This window comes from Nitrosomonas sp. Nm84 (assembly GCF_003201565.1).
Classification (GTDB): Bacteria; Pseudomonadota; Gammaproteobacteria; order Burkholderiales; family Nitrosomonadaceae; genus Nitrosomonas.
In genome coordinates this window covers 1-21,405 of sequence record NZ_QJJP01000039.1, presented here as the reverse complement: position 1 = coordinate 21,405, position 21,405 = coordinate 1, and the positions used below count along the sequence as shown (strand labels likewise).

At 41.6% G+C, this 21,405-nt stretch carries 19 protein-coding genes and 1 pseudogene; all 20 read right to left on the bottom strand.

Annotated features, from left to right (window positions below; genetic code table 11):
- Nucleotides 1-188: 188 nt before the first annotated feature.
- Nucleotides 189-1,127 (bottom strand): sulfotransferase, encoded by a 939-nt coding sequence (locus C8R34_RS14905; protein WP_165872587.1) that lies wholly within the window; start codon nt 1,125-1,127, stop codon nt 189-191.
- A gap of 41 nt (nt 1,128-1,168) precedes the next feature.
- Complete coding sequence (locus C8R34_RS14900) at nt 1,169-1,945, bottom strand: WecB/TagA/CpsF family glycosyltransferase (RefSeq protein ID WP_258364528.1); 777 nt, start codon at nt 1,943-1,945, stop codon at nt 1,169-1,171.
- On the bottom strand, nt 1,920-3,008 hold the full coding sequence (locus tag C8R34_RS14895; RefSeq protein ID WP_110341964.1) for a glycosyltransferase: 1,089 nt from the start codon (nt 3,006-3,008) through the stop codon (nt 1,920-1,922). The genes C8R34_RS14900 and C8R34_RS14895 overlap by 26 nt, the downstream gene beginning before the upstream one ends.
- Before the next feature lie 251 nt (nt 3,009-3,259).
- Nucleotides 3,260-4,807: a lipopolysaccharide biosynthesis protein gene (locus tag C8R34_RS14890; protein ID WP_110341952.1), complete on the bottom strand. Its 1,548-nt coding sequence runs from the start codon at nt 4,805-4,807 to the stop codon at nt 3,260-3,262.
- 115 nt (nt 4,808-4,922) lie between these two features.
- Nucleotides 4,923-5,345: a serine O-acetyltransferase gene (locus C8R34_RS14885; protein ID WP_110341950.1), complete on the bottom strand. Its 423-nt coding sequence runs from the start codon at nt 5,343-5,345 to the stop codon at nt 4,923-4,925.
- A 440-nt stretch (nt 5,346-5,785) separates the two neighbouring features.
- Nucleotides 5,786-6,209 (bottom strand): annotated as a pseudogene (gene tnpA / locus C8R34_RS14880) (IS200/IS605 family transposase).
- A 216-nt stretch (nt 6,210-6,425) separates the two neighbouring features.
- Nucleotides 6,426-6,611 carry a hypothetical protein gene (locus tag C8R34_RS16320; protein WP_132467138.1) on the bottom strand — a complete coding sequence of 62 codons (186 nt, stop codon included), beginning with the start codon at nt 6,609-6,611 and terminating at the stop codon, nt 6,426-6,428.
- A gap of 11 nt (nt 6,612-6,622) precedes the next feature.
- On the bottom strand, nt 6,623-6,871 hold the full coding sequence (locus C8R34_RS14875; RefSeq protein WP_110341948.1) for a hypothetical protein: 249 nt from the start codon (nt 6,869-6,871) through the stop codon (nt 6,623-6,625).
- A 263-nt stretch (nt 6,872-7,134) separates the two neighbouring features.
- Nucleotides 7,135-8,352 carry a glycosyltransferase gene (locus tag C8R34_RS14870; RefSeq protein WP_110341946.1) on the bottom strand — a complete coding sequence of 406 codons (1,218 nt, stop codon included), beginning with the start codon at nt 8,350-8,352 and terminating at the stop codon, nt 7,135-7,137.
- A gap of 107 nt (nt 8,353-8,459) precedes the next feature.
- Entirely contained in the window at nt 8,460-9,446 is a 987-nt protein-coding gene (locus C8R34_RS14865) for a sulfotransferase (protein ID WP_110341944.1), read from the bottom strand.
- A 55-nt stretch (nt 9,447-9,501) separates the two neighbouring features.
- Nucleotides 9,502-10,425, bottom strand: coding sequence for a sulfotransferase (locus C8R34_RS14860; RefSeq protein WP_110341942.1), 924 nt, complete (start codon nt 10,423-10,425; stop codon nt 9,502-9,504).
- Nucleotides 10,426-10,520: 95 nt separating this feature from the next.
- Nucleotides 10,521-11,399 carry a sulfotransferase gene (locus C8R34_RS14855; RefSeq protein WP_258364527.1) on the bottom strand — a complete coding sequence of 293 codons (879 nt, stop codon included), beginning with the start codon at nt 11,397-11,399 and terminating at the stop codon, nt 10,521-10,523.
- Between the two features lie 93 nt (nt 11,400-11,492).
- On the bottom strand, nt 11,493-12,068 hold the full coding sequence (locus C8R34_RS14850; protein WP_110341959.1) for a class I SAM-dependent methyltransferase: 576 nt from the start codon (nt 12,066-12,068) through the stop codon (nt 11,493-11,495).
- A 208-nt stretch (nt 12,069-12,276) separates the two neighbouring features.
- Nucleotides 12,277-13,806 (bottom strand): hypothetical protein, encoded by a 1,530-nt coding sequence (locus C8R34_RS14845; RefSeq protein ID WP_258364526.1) that lies wholly within the window; start codon nt 13,804-13,806, stop codon nt 12,277-12,279.
- 681 nt (nt 13,807-14,487) lie between these two features.
- Nucleotides 14,488-15,174 (bottom strand): exosortase-associated protein EpsI, B-type, encoded by a 687-nt coding sequence (gene epsI / locus C8R34_RS14840; RefSeq protein ID WP_110341940.1) that lies wholly within the window; start codon nt 15,172-15,174, stop codon nt 14,488-14,490.
- Between the two features lie 153 nt (nt 15,175-15,327).
- Nucleotides 15,328-16,212, bottom strand: a complete 885-nt coding sequence (gene xrtB, locus C8R34_RS14835; RefSeq protein WP_110341938.1) for an exosortase B — start codon at nt 16,210-16,212, stop codon at nt 15,328-15,330.
- Nucleotides 16,213-16,226: 14 nt separating this feature from the next.
- The gene (epsG, locus tag C8R34_RS14830; protein WP_110341936.1) at nt 16,227-17,132 is read right to left on the bottom strand and encodes a chain length determinant protein tyrosine kinase EpsG; all 906 of its coding nucleotides are present in this window, start codon (nt 17,130-17,132) and stop codon (nt 16,227-16,229) included.
- A gap of 10 nt (nt 17,133-17,142) precedes the next feature.
- Nucleotides 17,143-18,528 carry a chain length determinant protein EpsF gene (gene epsF / locus C8R34_RS14825; RefSeq protein ID WP_110341934.1) on the bottom strand — a complete coding sequence of 462 codons (1,386 nt, stop codon included), beginning with the start codon at nt 18,526-18,528 and terminating at the stop codon, nt 17,143-17,145.
- Nucleotides 18,529-18,958: 430 nt separating this feature from the next.
- Nucleotides 18,959-19,768 (bottom strand): polysaccharide export protein EpsE, encoded by an 810-nt coding sequence (epsE, locus tag C8R34_RS14820; RefSeq protein WP_110341955.1) that lies wholly within the window; start codon nt 19,766-19,768, stop codon nt 18,959-18,961.
- A 106-nt stretch (nt 19,769-19,874) separates the two neighbouring features.
- The gene (locus C8R34_RS14815) at nt 19,875-20,819 is read right to left on the bottom strand and encodes an EpsD family peptidyl-prolyl cis-trans isomerase (RefSeq protein WP_258364525.1); all 945 of its coding nucleotides are present in this window, start codon (nt 20,817-20,819) and stop codon (nt 19,875-19,877) included.
- Between the last annotated feature and the right edge of the window lie 586 nt (nt 20,820-21,405).

Genomic DNA, 21,405 nt, shown 5'->3' with positions numbered 1-21,405 from the left:
AAATACTTTATGACGATATTTCGGAATCCATACAAAGTGATACATCAACCTGAATACATGATGACTATGTCTCTGCAGTTCCATAAGCTGGATAGCCTACAATGGCCTATCGCCATTGTAGGCTATCCAGCTCGGGGGCAAGCCCCCGAGATTTTCGCGATGCGGTTAAAGAAGTACCAAATAGAGTCTTACCTGCCTAAACCACGGATGAAAGTGATAATACGCTGCCGCGACTCTCTGTCACTGAATGCCCGTAGAGTCTGAAAGACCGTGAATTGTAAACTTACTTTCAATAGATATGGTACATCTCCAATCTTTGGGTAATTATTATGAATTCCATAGCACAAGTCATTCATTTCAGGTCCGCACAAACGTTCACAAATCCAATTTTCCGTGGTTGTAATATTCTTTCTATCCCCTTTGACAAACGATGAATTGTGCCCCAGTGATGTCAATTCAGGAATATCTATATCAGTACAAAGAAACTCGCTCAACTTAGCACACACATCAACTGTATTCGAAAGTAAGTCCTCATACCGTAACATCATAACGCGCGGGTGATCCTTAGCTCTTTTATAGAATCTAACAGCCGAACGCCAATACAGTGAATATACAACAGGATGATAGCGCCGAATATCGTGTCCTTCACCACTCGCATATTTGTATGATGCCAGAATTGATCGTGGATCGCGAAACAAAAAAATGAATCGCGCTTTTGGAAAGCGCTCAGCCAGAAGATAAAAGTGATAAAAATTCTGGGGCGTCTTGTCAGCCCAGCGAGACTTTCCGATATACGTTGCCACCAAACTGAGCAGATCATTCATCAGATCATGCCATTCATAGAGTTTATGTTTCTGTCTACTCAGCACTGTTTGTCGGATTTTCAGAATGGATTCCGACGTAATGCGTAATTGTCCTATAAATTCTTCATTGGCATTCGACCGTACATTTATCACATTGAGTAATAAATCAGCGAGTTCTACGATTTGTAGATCGCTTAATTCTCCATCCGTTGCATCCATTGCCAGCACTGCTTGAAGAAAATACAAGTCATTTACAGACAGAATATCAGGTGAATTATTGAGCAATCGGGATAACAAGGTGGATCCGCTCCGTGGTAACCCCATTACGAAGATTGATTCACAATCTACACTTCTTATTCCCTTCTTCATTTACTTAACCATTCTCTGATCACCAACCAAGGAAACACCCATGCATCATGCATATATCGGAGCAGCAATCGCCGGGGTTCACTCAATGCGCGATGAAGCCATTCTAGGCCTATCTTGCGAATCCAATGTGGTGCACGAATTTTCTCACCAGCGAGAAAATCGATAGTAGCCCCCACACACAGAGCTACTTTAACATTCAGTTGGTCACGCATGGCATGCACCCAAATTTCCTGCTTAGGTGCTCCTAGCCCTATCACTAACACATCGGGTCTAGCCGCGTTTATTTTCTCCAAAGCTACCTCGTTAGCAGGTGATGAAGCGCTAAAACCCATGGGTGGGCTATACGTTCCACAAATTTCCACCCAAGGCCATCGCTCTTGGATTGCAGTAGCCGCGCGATCAGCCACACCATCAGCCGCTCCCAGTAAAAACACCCGTAGTTTTCCCCTAGCTCTAGCTGCTTCAAACAACGCCGGACACAAGTCGCTACCCGGCACTGTTTCCGGTAATAACTTGTTTAGCAAGCGTGAGGCCCATAATACAGGCTTGCCATCGACTACTACCATTTCCGCATCTTTATAGACTATACGAAAGGCTTCGTTATTCTGTAACTTAACTATATGATCAACATTCGGTGTAACTACATAGCGACAATGGTATTCCTGCTCACCAATCCAATCCAATAGTTGAGCGACTGCTTGATCCATAGTCAGTCGGTCAATTTCGATGCCGAACATCTTCACTCGATCAAACATGACCCAATACCCTCTCATACACCTTCGCCACCCCTTCAGCCATACTACGATCCGAAAAATTCTCCACCTGCAATCGGTAAGCATCTTCACGTATGGCGCACCAATCATACTTATTATTTATCAGATCCGCCAACGCAGCAGCTAGTTGTCCAGCATCCCCTGCTGGTGTTACTAAACCAGTGCGTCCATGTTCCAATACTTCAGGGATACCCTCCACATCTGATGCCACAACTGGCACCCCTGTTGCCATAGCTTCCAAGATTACCATCGGCATACCTTCACCAAAAAGGCTTGGCAAAACAAGTACATCCATTCTAAAAAACTCGGCATTCACATCCTGAGCAAAGCCAACCCAATCGATTGCATCTGCAACACCCAGGCGTACAGCCATTTCTTTGATTGTCTTTTCATATTCTATCGTTTCAAATGGACCTACTGCACGTAAACGTACATCCTGCCCCATCTGGCGTAGATTTGCTAACGCCTGGATCAGCACTTCCATGCCTTTACGTGGACGAAACAGTGCTACACTGCCAATTATCCATTCCGAACCAGGTGCAAGCCGGTCAGGCAAGAAACCAGGCGTTACTACACCGTTGGCCACCATTGTAATTCGTACCTGCGACCATCCCTGTTTCTTCAGATAAGTTTCCAAGCTTTTTGATACTGGAATTAGTTGCGCAACCCCAATTAAACTCAATCGCTCCATAATTGCATTCTTACGATTACGCCAAGTACTCTCCGTATCGCGTGCAGTGGGACTGTGTACGTGGTGCACCAGCGGCACACCGGCCAGCCAAGCTGCCACCCGTCCTACCAAGGCGGCACGTGGAGTGTGTGTATGCAGCAGAGCATAGCCATCCTGTTTCACGATGCGTGCAATCTCCCATGCCGGTGCCAGATCAAATTTCGATTGCATGGGCATCTCAAACAATGACACAGTGGAATTCCGGCACGTAGAAAACTTAGCTGGTTTCACGCAGGAAAACCCCACCTCATAACCATAATCTGGCAAACGCAAGGCCAAGACATCCTGCACCCGTTCGGCACCGGAGAAAAATTCTCCGTTGATAACATGCATAACCTTTATTTTTCCACTGATATTCATGTTAGGTACATTGATAAAAAAATAGAGCAGAATCATGCTCGTTGCAATTAATATTGATAAAACACACATCCAGGAATACTCGAACGAATACATTAAAATGTTGTAGATACACAAGCACTTTATCACTCCAATGTTGCTTTACTGCTAGTACGACGCTAGCATTTGAATCATTCAGCTTCACTACAAATAGTTGATCATTGGTCATCTCAGTATCTGTATCACTATCAGTTCTTCCGCGCAAATAGTGCAAAGAAACGAGCGCGATGGCGCAACCCACGCTCCAATAATGCCATATCTAATTGATTTAACGGTTTAACCAGCATCAACCCCGGCCCGTAGATCAGAAGGACCAAGGCCACCGCTTCCCATGGTCCAAATTCAAATTCAACCACCCATCCGATAATCGCCAGCAATATCGCCAGACCCAGGCCACGTAAAATACCCACCCAATCCAGCTCCATAGATCCAGCCTGGCGATTCAGCCAAAGTAAAGTCAGACTATTCAACAACCACACACTGAGCACAATCCCACTAGCCACTCCAATCAATCCCCAATTCGAGCCAATAATAACTGCTAACGGTGACATCACAGACAATAAGCTAAAATACTTTAACTGGCGAGTGTACGGAAATATCTGCATGATCATGATAACTAGTTGTCCCTGACTGGTAGCACCCAAACCCAACAACATAATTAACATAAGCATCCCCGCATCAACAAAGCGTCCACTACTAGCCACCATGATGAGGGAATCACCTGCAACAACTATCGCTACCATACAAGCAGTAATGACAAGCAGATTACTCTTCCACAACAACGCCATGCCTTGTTTAACCACATCAATCTCTCCAGCCACATAGCGGGAAATCAGCATGGGACGAATAACGTTGGTCAGCAGTCTGGCTGGTAAATAGCGCCCGATGATTATTAGTAATTGTTGCAGAAAAGCGAACATACCCGCTGCTTCTAATCCCAGAGTGCGTGCCACAAGAATACGCATTGCGCCGAAGCTGGCGACAGCCCGGAGCAAATTAACTCCGGCCATGTTCCAAGCGAAATTGAGTATCTCATGCGCACTCACTCTGAAATCACCCGTACCATGCAAATTACGCAACTTTTGCATCAAGAAAAATTCGGCCAATAGAAAACAACTCAGGGAAACAGCAAAATCCACCCACAGCAATTGTTCCAAAGTCAGATTACCAGTAACCAAAAGCACTGCCACACCAGTCAGACGTCCCCAAGGCATAAAGGCTTGCAGCAGCTGTGACCAGCGTTGCTCCAAAAGACATTCCAGCATTTCCGAAGCATAGCGAAAACTAATGACAGTAATGATGAGCCCCACCGCAAGCAAGGTAGCATCCTGTTGCGGCACACTGAAACCCATCCATGCAGCGATAGTCGGCCAAAAGATGGCAATTAACATCGCCCAAAGCGCCATGATGATGAGGCGAATCAACGTCATCCAACGAACAAACCATATTAAAGCACCCGGTGCTCCCCGGGTTGCCAATTCTGGCAAAAAGCGCCGCACTGCTTCCAGCATACCAAACGAGCTAAGCGGCACCATCATGTCTACCATTCCCCACAGAACCATGTAGATGCCATAGTCTGTCGGTATCAGCAGACGCACAAGCCACAGGGTAAGTATGAGAGAAGCTATCGCTTGTGCAGTCCGCCCCAGTAAAAAGTGCTGAATGGCTCGGCGAAAACGTTTGCCAGAATAGAGATCGGAGCTGCTCAAACCATCGACTCCAGTAATTCGCAACATCGTAACTCTATGTCAATTCCGTCATGAAAGAAGCTATTGACTGTAAGGTTTATCCCCATAAAAAGTGCTTGACAATCTAACAGAAACATTCTCCAGGGTATAAGTTTTGAAAGATTCATTCGAGACTGCCGTCATTAGAAACCCTCTTTCCAGAAATCATAACAACTTTAGCAGGAACACCAACTGCCGTAGCGTCATCAGGAATATCATGGATCACAACAGCATTCGCACCAATCTTCACCCTGTTACCAATTCGGACACTACCGATAACTTTAGCACCTGCACCAAATTCCACATCATCACCAATTACCGCATGCCCAGATCCAATAGTAACCTGTTGCCGAATCTTTACTCGACTTCCTAGCCTTGCACCTGGTGCAATAACAATACCCATACAGTGAGAAAAATTTACTCCAGGGCCGATACGTACTTGGTAGGGAATAAAAGCACCATACACGACTCGTATTATCAGCATTATGATGCGTGGCAGAAGAGGTATATGCCAAAGGTAAAACCGATGCATCAGATAGTAAAGCATTTCCACTATTTCTTCCTCCTATCCCAAATTGTATAACTATTTAACCATCGACTTTAGTCGATGATTTGGTTCATAAACTGAAATTCCAAATATGCGCCGACTTAATAACACATCTTATTCTGATTCCAGTTTAAAATTGTTTTTCCAGGTTTAATTCAAAGTAATATAATCTGGCAGAGCAGCACTATCGCATATTGAGTGCGCTTGAAATCAGAAAAAATTCCCGTTGATAACATTTTTTCTTTACTAATATTCATAGATTATAATGAAATAATTAGATAGGATTATACCCATTACGATAAAGTAAAAATGCAAAAACGAGTGCAGTGACGCAGCCTCCAGTTTTTAAGTAATAATATAAGTAAACTACCTTCGGCAGAGCCAGAGGCTTATCGCTGGAGCCTCTCAAATGGGCTGTTTGCGAGCCGCTGAAGCGACACCTACATACCCAGTTTCAACGGATCATGCTCATCTTCCTTTTCCTGATCTCGGATATACGCTCTGACCATTTCCTCGTCCAATCCAACCGTCGATACAAAATACCACGAGCCCAAAAACTTTCTCCCGTGAAATTCCTTCTTCTACCCAATTGACGCGCTATTACTATCGCGCTATTACCTTTGACAAATCCTACTACATGCGACACCGAGTACTTCGGTGAAATACTTATACACATGTGAGCGCGATCCAGCATCAAAGGCCTTCCACAGTCGCACTTTCCTTCTGATTTGCTAGATCGTGCAACACTTCCCCTATATGCTTCCCGAGCTTGTCAAATATCAGTTTCTTTCGCCGCTTCGGAATAAATACCACATGATATTTACAATCCCAGCGCATATGGCTCAAACTTTGGTACTCCTTCATCTTTGACTCCTCGTCTCGTGGTTGGGACGAGACCGTTACGACGACTGTCGTAACGGTCAAATCTTTGGGAGTCCCCCGGCTGAGCCGGGGGTTTACCTGTTATTAATTAATTTCATGATTTTACCAGCATCAGACCTGATCCATAGAACCACCATTATCAAAGTCGACACCCATTACTGACCGGCCTACCGCACTTATCGTTGCCATGCTGAATAGTCAGCAGATTACTCTTCTACAGCAACGCCATGCCTTTTGTACCCCTACCTGGAAATCACCTGTACCAGAAAGATTGCGCAATTTCCACATTAAGAAAAACTCAGCCAACAAAAAACAACCCAGCGAAACAACCAGACCCACCCACAGCAGCCGCTCCGAAGTCAAGCCATCAGTAACCAGCAGCATTAGCAAACCTGTTAAACACCCAGGGACATCAATGCATGAGTCAGCTGCGACCAGCACTGCTCCGGAAGGCACTTCAGCATCTCTGCAGCATAACGAAAACCAATGACAGCAATGATGAGTCCCACCGCTAGCGAGGTAGCATTCTTCTGCGACACACTAAAGCCCATCCATGCAGCAATATCTGACCAAAAGATAGCGATTAATACCGCCCACACTACCATAATAGCCAATCGAATTAGAGCATCCAGCGAACAAACCATATTAGATCATCCGACACTCCTCGTGCTGCCAGCTCTGGTAGATAGCGCCGAACCGCGTCTAACATTCCTAATGAGCTCAGTGGCACCATCATTTCTATCATTCCCCACAGAACCATATAAGTTCCATAGTAAGTCGGCATTAATAAGCGTACCAACCACACACAGTGTCAGTATCTGGGAAGCAATTGCTTACGCAGTTCGTCCCAGTAGAAAATGCCGAATAGCTTGGCGAAAACGTTTGCTAGAATAGAGATCAGAATTATTCAAACCGTCTGTCCAAGTAATTCTTGGTATTTTGATTCCACCAAATCGGCTATCACGTCATAGGTACGATTCTCTCGTACCCACTTCGGTCCTCTTGCCGCCATGGCTCGCGCACTCTCTGGATCATCTAATAAGCGACAAACTTCGTCAGAAAAAGCTTGCTCACTCCATGGAATACATCTCCCAACACCACTTGCTTCCATTACTTGGTGCTGCTCAGGGTGCTCGTTAGCAACGATACACTTGGCCATAGCCATATATTCAATAAGTTTAGTGGGAGAAGTAGAAAGCAAAACAGGTATCGGATAGAAAGGTGAGAAACAAATATCTGCTCGTTTCACCAACTCCCACGCCTGCTCCATAGGTAAAAAACCTGTTATGGTTACGGCATCCGATAACCCTAATCGAGATACTTCCTTTTCGACCGCCTGACGATCACTAGATAGCTGACCATCTCCCACATAAAATAGCCGAGCACCAGGATAGTGCGACCGCACTTGCTGAAGCACACGCACCAGCATTTCTGATTGACGTAACTTCATGATAATCCCAAGATGAAGTAATACAGGAGCATTTGTGTTCGGTGCAACAGCATCTTCAGATTTGCCTACTTGGTCAGTTCGAATACCCATAGGAACTGGAGTCATCTTGGCAAAAGAAATACCTTGCTGCGCTACATCCTCCTTCATGCGCTCACTTTGTACGAAGACATGATCAGCTAGTGGCAAAATAATCTTATAAAGCAGAATCCTGATAGTCTGCCCCTTGAACCAAACTAAACGATAATGAGGCACGATCCGATTACGCGCTTGATGTAGCTTGGATTCCGCAAATGGATAGGACATCCAGTAAATAAAACGAGCATTAGTCAGCCAGGCTGCTAACCAAGCAATTAAACTAGCAAAGAACTTATCGCGTACCTGGATCACATCATACTGTCCCTTAATGGCAAGTGGGAGAATCATGAAATCCCCCCACATGCCTAGCAGATTATCATTTATTATTCGACCCAGTAATCCTTTGTATCTACTTCGCGGTGTAAGATACACAGTATTACTCAACCAATTCGTTGGCGAAGAAATACTGTGCGCTTCCGGTCCTCGTTGCATCAGCCAATCGATTTGATGGCCTCGCATTGGCATCTGTTTAGCAAATAATTCCACTACATCTGCACGAAATGGCGGGAAACGATCTTCTACAATATAGAGCATTTTCATGATGATTTCTCCGCCTCCTGTAAGCAAGCATTCGGCATATTCAACTTAACAGAATCAATTTCTGCCAAATATAATCTGGTATAGTTCTTTAAAGATGAGACATAGCATTAACGATAACCTAAACGATGATTCATGTTGCCACCAATGCGTTCAAAGAAATCTAGTTCTTCTCCATTGAGCTCAGTTAGCCAACGTTCATCGAGCTGTATGCCTCTTCCAGGAGAAAATTTTGTATAATTGCCGTTGACAAGATGCCTTGTCGATTGGGCCAGATCAAGCATATTCGATTCGAAAGAAATTCCAGCAAAATCACACAACAGCTGACCAGCCTTTCTCGGATCAGATGCAATGTCTTCATATCGTATTTTGAGTAGACTACTTGGAGTGATATGACTTTCTAGCAAGGGCAGCGCACGACGGTAATAGCTTAACCATCCACGCACACTTTCGGATTGACTACGCCCACTAGAACGGCGTGACAGATAAACTCCTCTTCCGTCACGAACCAGCAGTATTACTTTGACACGATCTGGCCAGCGTTGATGCAACTCAATCGCTTCGCGAAAAACCTTAGATGAGTCTACAATGACAGACTTGTTCCAACAACGAGAAATCTCCCGATACAAATTCATCTTATTATGAAGCGCTTTAAGCAGTATAGGTGGTATAGGAAAGTCCTTGCGCAGACCATGCGGCAAATGATCCCGAATTCCCATCCAAGCCTTACGTAAGTTAATTGCCAACCGATATGCAGGTTTTTGCTGCTGATAGTCGATCTCATTAAAGGCAATAATATCCCATAGCTTGAACTTATAGGGATTCTTTATTAGATCAACACCTTGAACTGCCAAAATAGCATCAAAAATCTTTCGCCACTGTATGCAAGCACGCAATTTATCACCACAGCTGCATGTGGCATCCAAACTAATGGCTTTGCCCAAAAGATCGACTTCTCCTAACGAAGCGACTTTGGAATGCCCCCCTAAAAACATATCAGTCAGAGTAGAACCACTGCGCGCTGCAGAACAAATATACAGAACACAAAAATCGTCCTGAACATTTTTCTTTGCCTGACTATAATTAGAATATATCATTTTAGTATTCCTATCTTTAATTATTTAATAAATCAATTCACTCACAATAAGTACATCATGATCTATTATTTGTTTCAAAACCCCAGCGACGCAAGGTATCTCCCTGCACATCATGCACTGTCTTCAATTCCACTTCGGTCCAACTACGAGTCCATGCTTCCTGTTTTGGCGCGAGATACAAGGATTCTATGACATTCCAGAACGCGGCATCTTTTTGTGTAGCCACTCCCATAAAATCCAAGATACGTTGTAATTGTTTACACGGGTTGCGCAGGAGTTCATCATATCGCACTTCCAATAGCTGATTACTCTGAATCAGCGCAGTTCCTTGCTCCAATGTTTGCATTTCCTCAACCCAATTTCGTGCTGCAAGTTCCAATGGATTAAAACCCGCTGCAACCATTTGCAGGGGTGTCTTGCCGGCCCAATACAAAATATGATCATTCCACCAAGCTACTCGCAACGAAGAATAAGCTACTCCACGACCATCCCTAATTAGATGAATATATTTTGCATCAGGAAAAACTTGCTTAAGAAGTGGTATACGACGATTATTGGCAGTGCGTTTGGTCAACAATACTTCACTGCGAGAAGTCTGGCGAATACATTCAAATTTGTCTTGCAAGCATTCAGCCATTTGAGGGTGCACGCGATAGTCATCTGTAGGTATTAAAGGAATACCGCAACTGGCATATACCGATTCTGCCTCTGAGGGAGTTGGCACAATAGAATGCAGCCATTCACGTCGTTCATTAAAGTAAGCATTGCCTTGCTCTTTAAACCAAGTTTGACGTTTATACTCTGGAAACTGATTGAGTATATATTGCAAATAGGCCAAAAATGGCCAATTAGGATATCGTTTTTGGTAATTACTTAAATATGCCACCCCCCGATGAGTGGATAGTATCTTGTAAAGTAACGTAGTACCAGAACGACCTGCACCAAGAAGGAATACTACGCGCGAGCCCCTTTTGCTCATAATTCCTCTCGATAGATTCGCTCTAGGCTCTTTTCAGTAGTATCTCCCAGCAACACAACTATATAGCGCATTAACATAGCAAACACAGCTACCCCTCACTTTGCTTTATTATGTAATGCCTTCCAACTTGGCCAAGGCAAATCCTCTCGCCCAAGCTGAAGCGACAATTCACGCATGTCATCAGCTAGCACGTTCTGCAAATGTATCTTGGTATCGTCACGCATTGGTGGAATAACCTGACGTAAGTCTATCTGGTTATATTTGCGGCGCAAACGACACACTAAATCATTTTTCTTGGTTGTTTCAACTATTTCACTAGCCCCTATAGATCGTCCGAGCTTCCCTAATCGCTTTAGAAAGTAATCTATTTTGGTATTTTTTATGACTAGACTTTCATTTATCTTCTTTTTCAGAAACCAGGATTGATAGTCTTCCGATATGCCTAGGAAGTGATACAGATTCAATGCTTGACCGAGAGGATCATCACGAATATCTTCCTGAAAAATCACCAAAATCTGATTACGCGGAAATACAGTAAGCCAACGAGCGAGCTGCTGTGCGTAACTTGACTGCAATAAATACATGGGATTATTCATTAACCCATTTTCAAATTCAAGATTCTGACCAGTTACATGACCAAGCCTGACTTCATGCAGATGATTTGAATAAGCGCGCTCTATCGGGTCGCGTAGGGAAAGTACGATTCGCATATTTGGATTATAAAGAAACACACGCTCAGGCGTATCGGTATCATAAAAATATGAAGGAGATACTTCACCTACCATCTTTACAGGATCAATTTCCCCTACATGCCTTTCATACCACTCATACCCGAAGTTATAGTAGTATGAGAAAAAATCAATCTCTTTTCCTGGAAGAACCGCCACCTCTGGATGATCAGAGAGAACACGATGCACCCAAGTAGATGCGCATTTCTGCGCGCCAATGCCTATGAAATTAATTTTCATTTCCATAATATCGATACATGAATTATTTAACCCATCATCTAGAGGATGGAGCTAGAGAACTATTCCAAAAGAGAACAAATCTGCTATTTATCATAGCTATTATTTCTCTCCATAAAAATATGTTGCTATTGAAAAATAGGTTTCATCCCATAAATCGATCCCACACGAAATCTCCTTGAAATCTTCCATCCATATTCTTAACCCGTCTGGGCTAGCACGCCAATAATCTTTTGGAGCTTCGTGGTAGGGATAAAGCCATGGTAATTGAACCCATATTTTTCCACCAGGCTTTAAAACTCTTTTGAGTTCACTTATGGCTTTCAATGGATAAGGAACGTGTTCCAATATTGATATACAGACTACAGCATCAAAACTTTCGTTCTCAAAGGGCAAATCATGGATATCGTAATGATAATCAATGAAATCACGCATATCAAATTTGTCAACACTCACCCAATTAGATCCATATTTTTTACCTACATTATCTTTTACCCCAATTTGCAAGCATGATTTACTTTCACAGCTCTCGATGAATTCTTCAAATATCTTTTTATATTGAACATTCCCACCCGTTCTATCTAACTTGATTGCAGCGCGCTTGTATTGAATGAGGTAATACACGAATGGCGAGAGAATCCTCAATTTCGAATATATATATCTTAATATGCTCTTCATGGCTTTCACTCTCTTCTCCTATCATTGGCTGTATAAAAATCATTCACTTCCACAACAAAAACAAGTTGATCAAAACGATAACACTCTGGAATTTCTTCAATCATTTCGTCCATGCCTAACCTCCAGTAGCAAATTTTCGCACGAATAAACCACTTTATCTCTTATTTGTAGGATAAAATTTTTGTGATATTCATGTAATCTTTGCTTTTCACAATCCGTTCATCTTCTCATAGCTCTTTATGAAACGTGACCAGTATGCTGCCTGACCAAGCATGAACATCATAAGGAATTGAATTGGGTTGGAATAGAAATGAAAACTTTTATATGGCAGTGTTATCGCAAGTAATAGCAAGCCAATTGCGCCTACTCTGAGGAAAATGCGATGAATCTCTGGAACAACTCCATTTTTAGCACCCCAGCTAGAAACTTGAACTCCAGATAGTAATACAAGAAGAAAAACTAAGTGCCCTAAAATGCCTGTCTCCCAAAGTAGAATAGTAGAGGAAGATGTGTTGACCTGATAGGAAAAACGATTTACTAACTCACCAGCACCGACTCTACTGGTATATGTTGCTCCCATACCATAGCCGAATAAGCTGTGCTGTATATCGCCACTCATGACGTTAATATCCCACCAGTTCACTAAGTGATTAATACGCCCCAATTGATGCCCACTAGAAGATTCCGTTTCCGGGCTTAATGCTCTCATTACACGATCATAAGTTGAGGTAGCTTGATTCTTGTTGAATGTGTGCGTTGAAATTTCTCCGTAGTGAAGCTTTTCATAAACCATAAAAATGCCACCGACCAACAAAAGTGCACCAATCATAACAACAACCGATTCTATGGGGCGCCGCAATAGCTCTTTACGATAATACAGACCTATAACAATCGGTAACAGCATAACTGCTGCCTTAACTTCCGCCAAAGCTATCGTCCCAAGACTCGTTACTACGATCAACATCATCCACATGCCATGCAATTTCTTCCCATGCCATAGTGCTATGGCAGTCAGCATCGCAATCAGCAACATTATCGCCATGGCGGCACTATCACCGCCACCTTCAATAGCGCCTTGAAACGTACCAATCACAGCATCCCAAGGAGAGAGTCGTACACTCTTTTGAGCTACAAAGAAATATTGATAAATCGCCATTGGAAGTTGCATAACCGCCACAACCATAAGAGCCTTCCATAACTGTACCAGCATTTCCTGGCGAACTAAACCTAACATAAAGACAAGCATTAATGGCCACATAAATAGGTAATGACGGGATGCATTCACAAATTCCGAGAATTTAGGCTGATCAATTACGGTAGAAAAAGTTATTAGCAAAAGAAAAGTAACAGGCCAGAAAAAATCCTTTGAAATTGGAGCTGCCAGTATGCTGGCTTTGCTACGTAGCAGATGGAGTAACACAGGTAACAATAGTGCCGCACTCACTAAGACAGTAAACCATTGAAGCTGCGAAAATCGTATAAAGTAGGCACTCGGTCCAGTGATCAAAAATGCCGCCAAAAATATAATCCATACTGTCCAGCCAGCAGGAACAGCAAGGACAAAAAAAAGACCATACAGAGCTAGCAAAGCAATCAAAAGAATTACGTTACCGAACGCTGCAAATATACCACTTAATATTGACAAAAATAAAACGCCAATAACCAGAAGGGTAATAGGCAATGCTCTTGAGTTCAGATGACTACTAGGCATTAGTAAAATTGGTACTTTTACGCTCATAATTAGCAATTGGTATTACGAAGTAGTACTGTTAGTCTAAGCAATTAAGGGCAGAAATATTCTCAATAGAAATTTCGGTACTTCAAATCCAACGATAGGGAAACACATAAGATCAATGCACACGTACAAATGCTACATTCCAACTGACTTGGCTTACTTATTTTGTTAACTTATTTATCAATTTCAACACCATATTTGAATTTCTAAAAATTTAGATCATATCTTGGTCAATAGAGGAATAAAAAAGGCTCATCTGAGTTACAATGATGCAAATACAGGTTCTTATTCCCCTTCTATCACTCATCAATTGCGTAAAGGGCTTATATATGAGAAATAATGGTATTTTTATGCTCCCCCAATTTCTAACATGATTCATTAACAAAATAGAGTGAACTGTACAAAAAGCTCGTCTATATTTTGCAGCTTGATCAGCTTTATAACAAAACACAACGTATCCACTCAATAGTTAGATAAAACAGTGATAGCTTCGGCACATTGTAACGATAGGCTTTCTTCATCTATCTTAGAGCATCTACTCATTCTATCTTCCACTTTCCAACCCGCATGAAAGTCCTATATCAGCAATATCAGACCCTTAATTTAAGTAAGACAGAAAATACACAAGATGCTCTTCAAGCTATATTTGTTGTTACTCATTCTCATGTAGTTAAATTTGCTATTTTATGTTTCAAAAGCTCCTATTAATCTAACACGTTCCCTAGTACCAATTGTTGATAGCAAATCCTGTATAAAAGTAGTCTGAAGACGATAGGCTCTATCTTCATCACGTGATATGGAAGATACACGCACCAACATCCCATCAGGCACACTTCCGGTCAAACCATAACGTAGTTGCTGCAACTTCTGATCAAAACCAGGCAAAACTGCTTTATTACCAATCGTAACCCAGTAGATAATTGGTTCATTTCTATTACCTTTAACTGCTAGCAAACGTTTAATCGGTAATTTTCCATACTGTGTAAGTAGCTCATCAGATAGAGTCTTCATTATCTCGAAGCCTTGTACGTAATAGCATACTTCGGGCTTATGTACTGCTAAATTGTCGCTCTGATCTCCCCCATATGCTACCGAAAGCATGATATGTTCACCCAGAGAATTAACGTAGGTTCTTGCCAATGTTTGGTTGTATATCTTGTCAAGATTAGCTTGCGTTTCAGCATCAACTTGGAGTGGTAGAATTGATTTATCAATTTGCCAATCCCCAAACATCTCAGGAATCATGACTTCAAGATTGATCTCTTCCCGCTGATCGGCAATCTTTATGGTTGGAGTCAGAGCCATGGTTAAAGCACCGGATGACACCATCAATACTCCCATAGCAATACTTATAATTAATGATTTTCTCATTGCTTTTCCTCTCTCTGTCATAAAAACAGCACAATTCCCTCTTTATTAATAAGCTAAATCACATCAGACTACAGCCATCAAAGATATTTATACATAGTAGCCATTTAATACAATAAAGTTATATAGTTATCAACAATTATTGCAAAAAGACAATTAGCTATTATTTAGTCGCGAAACATCCATCGATTGTGCCTTAACAAAATATTGCAATAACGTATCCACACCAAGAATTAATATCAGTGCACTGATAAATAGAACCATTCCAGCGAATCCATGTAAAAAACCCTGCCCAGCAGCATCTCCGTAATGATAGGTAACTAGAGTAAGCACAATTACACGGATTACGTTAGCGGTAAAAGAAATGGGTACTACAAGAATAGCCAATGTCACATTACGAAAAACTGAAGCATGATGAACAAGACTCAGATAAAATAATCCGAGCGCTTCTAATGTCAGTAATGTCTGCAACCCAGCACAAGCATCTGCTACAAGAAGCTGATATGGTCCAATTTGTAAAATAACTCCGTTTCGTGCTATCGGGTAATTAGCCCAAAATAAAATATGTTCCGCCGCATATGAAACTGCCATCTTCATTGGCATGGTAAGTAAGCTTACCAACTGACTGGGCAGCGGTATCATAAACAACAAGAAAAAAACTGGGAACCACATAACCTTCAAAGCACTATTGCCTCGTTTAATAAGTAGTATCGCTGCTAGTACTATAATAAAAGACCCCATTTCAAATACTAATATCTGTTGAGAACGACCAATAATATAGAAGAACAGAGCTATAAGAAATAATATCCATCCCGAAACTGAGTTTGACTTACTCTCACTTTTACTTATCATTTCTGGCCATCGACGATAGATAAGCCAAAGCGCAAGAAACAAAATAATCGGCCCATGCGCTTGCTCTTCTGTAGCCCACAATCCATTAAATAAGCCATAAAAGGTTGGAACATATAAAGCAAACAGTCCCAGCAATATGGGACTCCACTCTAGTGCAATTGATTTTGGGCTGTGTAATAATAAAAGCATGATCGAATTGTTTACTAGAAATCAATTAAAACAGAACCCACTACTTCGCTACCACTATATTTAAGCTGTTCACTCATCGTATTGATATCACTTAAGCGGGTATTATTCTTATGCGCCACTATCAATACACCGCTTGTACGTGCAGCGATGGCTAATGCGTCAACTCCACTCGAAAAAGCCAAGGTGTCATAAAGAATAACATCAAACTGATTCGCAAGCTGATCGTTCAACTCATCAAATGAATTGCGATTTAGAAGTTCCAAGGGGTTAGGCGGGGTCGTGCCTGCTGGCAACACAGATAAATCAACGAAAGACTCTATCTTGGAAATTACCTCAAAAATATTCGCGCGATCGGCAAGAACATCAGATAAGCCTTGCTTACTTCTTAGATTGAAAATCTCATGCTGCTGCGGACAGCGTAAATTAGCATCAATCAATAATGTCCTCTCCCCAAGCTGCGAAAATACCACCGCGAGATTAGCAGCGAAAAGACTCACTCCATCACCAGAGTTATAGCTAACAATTGCCAGCGCCTTACGCCCAGAAGTAAACCAGCGTAACATTAATTGACTACGTACCGCACGAAAAACCTCAACTTGGGCACCGAACGGTTGATAAGCAACTACTAGTTCTGGTGGATGATTTCCTTGCCCTGGTAATAAATAAGGATAATCAAATTGTTGTGCCAATACTAGCTGAATATCAGCTTCAGTAATCAAACCCAATTTAAGCGCAGCATCGCCAAAACGTAAACCACTCTCTTTCTGTAAACGCAATACATGTTCAGCTTCGATCGGTGTAATTTTTCCCATATCTAACAGAATGTGACCAATACTAAACTTATGAAGTGAAGACGTATTTGAGCTAACTGAGTTTGAAGCAACAAGTCTCTTTGTTTCTGAAGGATCCGAAGTACTCATTTTCTTTTTCCTATTTTAGACTTAAATTGATTCTTCGCATCAAACGTGGCCACGTCAACTGAAGGCGCTTCTGTTCTGATACACCCCATTTTATTACGCCAAGAACAGGTGTTTGAAGTACATCTACTAAATCTTCTGGTGAGCGCACGCGTTGATCAATCATTTCTGCAAGTAAACCAACTCCTAGCCCAAGCAAAGTACCTAGGAATACTGACAAAACCATATTAAGTAGTAACTTAGGACTATCTGGTTTATCTGGAATTTTTGCCGCATCAAGAATGGAAACATTCGATAAATTAGACTGCCCTTCAAGAGTAGTCTGATTTAAGCGCTGCATAGCACTGTTATATGCCTGTTGAGCTCCTTCAACTTCTCTGGTGAGAAGTTGAAGTTCATCTCTTGCACGATTAAGAGAAAGTACTTTAGTTCTTTGTTCTTCAAGTGCAGCACGAATCTCGGTCACTTGGCTGATAGCGTTATCGGTAGTAGTTTTGATATGCTTATTGAGTTCAGATCGCAATTTCTCCACCTCCGCTTTCGCTCCTATATAGCTAGGATGATTGCGTCCCAATTTCTGTGAAATTTCAGAGAATCTAGATTCTGCCTGGGATAAATCTATCTTAAGGTTATTAATCATTGAATTCTTAACAACACTATTGGCCTCACCACCGCGATAATTACTCCCCTTCTCCGATGCTGTCCCTATCAGCTCCGCTTGCGCAACCACTAATTGACTAGAAAGATCATTTAGTCGTCTTGTCTCAACGTCAAGACGAAAATCTGCATCAATGATCCCACTATCATGCTGATATGCCGTCAGTTTTTTTTGTGCTGTTTCCAATCTGTCACGTAACAAGTTAAGTTGACTGGTGAAATAGGTCGCTGCTTTTTGTGAAGGTTCTACTGTAAGACGAACACTTATCTCTTGATAAGCGTTCGCAAAAGCATTGGCAACGATTGAAGCAAACACGGGATCCACACTCATAAAATTTATTCGAATCACGCTGCTATCACGTGCAGTCTCAACATCCAAGTTCTTAAGAAGAAAATTAGCCAACCAATCACGTAACTCCATAGTGGTACCGCTATCCTCAAACTGTTTTTTTACGACTTCACTCTGATCAAGTTTAAGTTGATCCACCACCATTAGCGCAGTTTTAGAACTTTTAATGACATCTAATTGAGTGGCCATATAACCCGTAATCTGCTGTGCAGACAAAATAACTCCAGTCACAGGATCAGGACCTTTATGAGTTAGCACTAGGGTTGCTGCCGACTTATAGCTTTTTGGCAATAACAAACTAACTACCAAGGTAGTCAATACAGTCACTATAAGTGCCAGCAAAATAATCTTGCGACGAGCCAACACAATGAGAAAAAATCGGGAGTAATTCATAATAGTTGGAATCTCATTTCTGACTTAACCAAACACCACTGGTAAAGTCTTAGCCTTGCGTTGATGAGCATCTCAATACGCGCAAAAACCATCATCCATTCTATGCAACCTATCCTATAACTAGCTTTATTGATCATACCGCCCACCTCCTCTCTCCTCCTAGTTACGAATGCATATACCCACAAAGAATAAATAACTTTTATCTAATCCAGTCATCGGCATATCACAACATAATCAATCATCATGAGCACTTCTACCAATTGCGGCTAATATGATGAATTTATGAAAAACCTCTCAGATACAATTCTCATACACCTAGCACCCTCTTATTTACAACATTACCTTGATATATAACGGGCACTTAATAATCGCATCTTGAATGGTTCAAGCACTAACATTCTTTTATCGTCCACGACAAAAAGCAAAAATATCAAAATAAACTTTCCTTGATATATATTACGTCATCCGGTTGAACCCAATCACTAGAATTGACAGTCAATATCTGCAAATTACCTTCAGCATCACGACGTTGAATTCTTAGACCGCGCTCAGTACCCCGTTGAGTTAGCCCTCCTCCTACTGACAATGCTTGCATAACTGTCATATTGCGTTCAAGCCTGTAAGCCCCAGCACGCTGCACCTCACCATAGATGTAAAACCGTGGAGCTCGTTCAACATAGATCAAATCATCACTTCGCACAATTAAATTCCGAGTTAAATCACTGGAGCGAATCATCTCCAAAACATCAATCACCTCCTTAGTAGATTTGTCTCCATCTGAGCGAATCAAAGTAACTACTTCCCCCCCATCAGGCATTATCCCTCCCGCCATAGCAAGAATATCCGTTAAACTTCGCTTTCCTTCGATTGGATAACGTCCTTGATTACGAACATAACCGAGTACAGATACCATCTGACTCTGCAGTGAAGCAGCAAAAACATTAACTTGAGGCTTGCGTAAGATGTCACGACTTTCCAGTAGATTTACTATCTTTCTCTCAGCAGCAGATGGCGTTAATCCACCAACAAACACCTCGCCCAGCAATGGAAAGGTAATATTTCCTGTTTCGCTTACTTTCGTATCTGTAGCAAGATCTGGATGTCCATAGACAAATATTTTTAGTGTATCCCCTGGCCCTATTACACTTTCCTTCAGCTTTCCAGCAACTGCACTGCCAACGAAAATCATCCACGAGAGCACAAAAATTAGTATTAGCCATAACAGCTTCGTTTTATTCATAACAAATGCCTTAAATATCCATTTATCCATAATTTTTTGAGATACCACATTAATTTTCTAAAAAATAAACTCCTAAGATACAGCAAGAGAGTTATATGTTTTTATTTTACTTTAGCCCCATGATACCACGCTCAATTGCCCCTTCCGAAACAGGTTCAGGCAGACTTAAATTACCTACAGTCTCAGGATAATTTATATCGTCAATTGGTTGAGTAGCTGGCTTTTCCGTGTTCCGTGCTGGCGCCTTAGCATTAAGATATTCTATTTTTGCTGATAAACGCAAACGGGCAATTTCTGCATCAATTGCCTGCTTATATTTATGATTGGTTAAATATCTCTCAATCTGTAATGCAGCATCAGTAGCTGTGATCGGACTATCTTTAATCTCATTGACAGAAATTAGCAAACTATTTTCTTGCTCATTAATGACAAAAACATGGCTCTTGCCTTTCTCTCGCATCATTGTCACCATTTCCAGTGGCAAATCCGCAGTACTGCGCGACGCCAAGTTGCGAAAATACTGCACATTTTTTTTATCAAGCCAAGCTGCAACTTCACTAGTAGACTTAGCAGTATCTATCACTGCTCTTAATTCGCTGCTAAGATCTTTGGTAGCAATGCGCAATATCGTTAAATCAAATTGTTTGCGTTGTGCGAAATACTCTGGATGCTTCCGATAATACTCATTAATCTCGACCTCGGATGGTTTAGTAATTTTACTCACTATACCCTGCAAATATGCCTGCGTAATAATCTGCGCATTAGCTCTCTCACGCGCTTGCATGACATCCGGCGTTCGATCAAGCTTGCTACGTATAGCCTCATCTACAATCAATTGACGAGCGATTAACGACTCTAGCAATTGTTTGCTGGATGCTTCATACTGTTCGGCACGCACACCAGCACGCCTTATTTCATCATTAAGTTGAAGTGTAGTAACCTCTTGACCATTAATACTAACTAATGCTTGTCCTGGCTTCTTTTCCTTAGGTTGATTATCACAAGCAGAAAAAACCAGAATAGAAAACAATGCCAATCCTATCAATTTCATCCGCGCACATGTTACTACCATAGAATTTCACCTTTATGATTTAAAATATAATAAAGCAGCATTTAACCGAACACACCTTCAACTTCACCGCATTAACCACAATATTACGATCAGTAATTATAAATATCTTCTTCAATTCAGTTACGACAATCTGATAAGAAACTTTAATACAAATCATACGCGTATTAATACTCACTATATGAATGCACATCCATTATAAATCCTATCTATCCCCATAGGAAAACCAAATAAGCAAACAAATATACGGCTTCAATTCTCCAAAAAACGGTTAGAGAAATGATTTTTCCAGAAACCGTTAAAATTGTGATAGAAACAACTCCGACGGGCTAGCAAAGTAGCCTTCCACAATTGTACAACCCTAGAGCAGAATTGAACTCTGACACGGATAGACAGCTTTACACGCTCAGAGTCCGTCAGATGCGACTAACCAGAGCTTGTTAAAAAAGTATAAATATCTGATTAAATTATATTGTATCCCGTCAGCGCAAATTGGACAAAATAGCGTGATTGCCTAAGAGAGTGTTTTAGTTCATCGTTACTTTAAAAAGGAGCGATGAATGACAGG

Excerpts from the sequence above, each read along its gene's own strand:
- C8R34_RS14905 (WP_165872587.1), bottom strand. The coding sequence starts at position 1,127 with ATGGGGTTACCACGGAGCGGATCCACCTTGTTATCCCGATTGCTCAAT.
- C8R34_RS14900 (WP_258364528.1), bottom strand. The coding sequence starts at position 1,945 with ATGAGAGGGTATTGGGTCATGTTTGATCGAGTGAAGATGTTCGGCATC.
- C8R34_RS14895 (WP_110341964.1), bottom strand. The coding sequence starts at position 3,008 with ATGCATGTTATCAACGGAGAATTTTTCTCCGGTGCCGAACGGGTGCAG.
- C8R34_RS14890 (WP_110341952.1), bottom strand. The coding sequence starts at position 4,807 with ATGTTGCGAATTACTGGAGTCGATGGTTTGAGCAGCTCCGATCTCTAT.
- C8R34_RS14885 (WP_110341950.1), bottom strand. The coding sequence starts at position 5,345 with ATGCTTTACTATCTGATGCATCGGTTTTACCTTTGGCATATACCTCTT.
- C8R34_RS16320 (WP_132467138.1), bottom strand. The coding sequence starts at position 6,611 with ATGCTGCTGGTTACTGATGGCTTGACTTCGGAGCGGCTGCTGTGGGTG.
- C8R34_RS14875 (WP_110341948.1), bottom strand. The coding sequence starts at position 6,871 with ATGGTTTGTTCGCTGGATGCTCTAATTCGATTGGCTATTATGGTAGTG.
- C8R34_RS14870 (WP_110341946.1), bottom strand. The coding sequence starts at position 8,352 with ATGAAAATGCTCTATATTGTAGAAGATCGTTTCCCGCCATTTCGTGCA.
- C8R34_RS14865 (WP_110341944.1), bottom strand. The coding sequence starts at position 9,446 with ATGATATATTCTAATTATAGTCAGGCAAAGAAAAATGTTCAGGACGAT.
- C8R34_RS14860 (WP_110341942.1), bottom strand. The coding sequence starts at position 10,425 with ATGAGCAAAAGGGGCTCGCGCGTAGTATTCCTTCTTGGTGCAGGTCGT.
- C8R34_RS14855 (WP_258364527.1), bottom strand. The coding sequence starts at position 11,399 with ATGGAAATGAAAATTAATTTCATAGGCATTGGCGCGCAGAAATGCGCA.
- C8R34_RS14850 (WP_110341959.1), bottom strand. The coding sequence starts at position 12,068 with ATGAAGAGCATATTAAGATATATATATTCGAAATTGAGGATTCTCTCG.
- C8R34_RS14845 (WP_258364526.1), bottom strand. The coding sequence starts at position 13,806 with ATGAGCGTAAAAGTACCAATTTTACTAATGCCTAGTAGTCATCTGAAC.
- epsI (WP_110341940.1), bottom strand. The coding sequence starts at position 15,174 with ATGAGAAAATCATTAATTATAAGTATTGCTATGGGAGTATTGATGGTG.
- xrtB (WP_110341938.1), bottom strand. The coding sequence starts at position 16,212 with ATGCTTTTATTATTACACAGCCCAAAATCAATTGCACTAGAGTGGAGT.
- epsG (WP_110341936.1), bottom strand. The coding sequence starts at position 17,132 with ATGAGTACTTCGGATCCTTCAGAAACAAAGAGACTTGTTGCTTCAAAC.
- epsF (WP_110341934.1), bottom strand. The coding sequence starts at position 18,528 with ATGAATTACTCCCGATTTTTTCTCATTGTGTTGGCTCGTCGCAAGATT.
- epsE (WP_110341955.1), bottom strand. The coding sequence starts at position 19,768 with ATGAATAAAACGAAGCTGTTATGGCTAATACTAATTTTTGTGCTCTCG.
- C8R34_RS14815 (WP_258364525.1), bottom strand. The coding sequence starts at position 20,819 with ATGAAATTGATAGGATTGGCATTGTTTTCTATTCTGGTTTTTTCTGCT.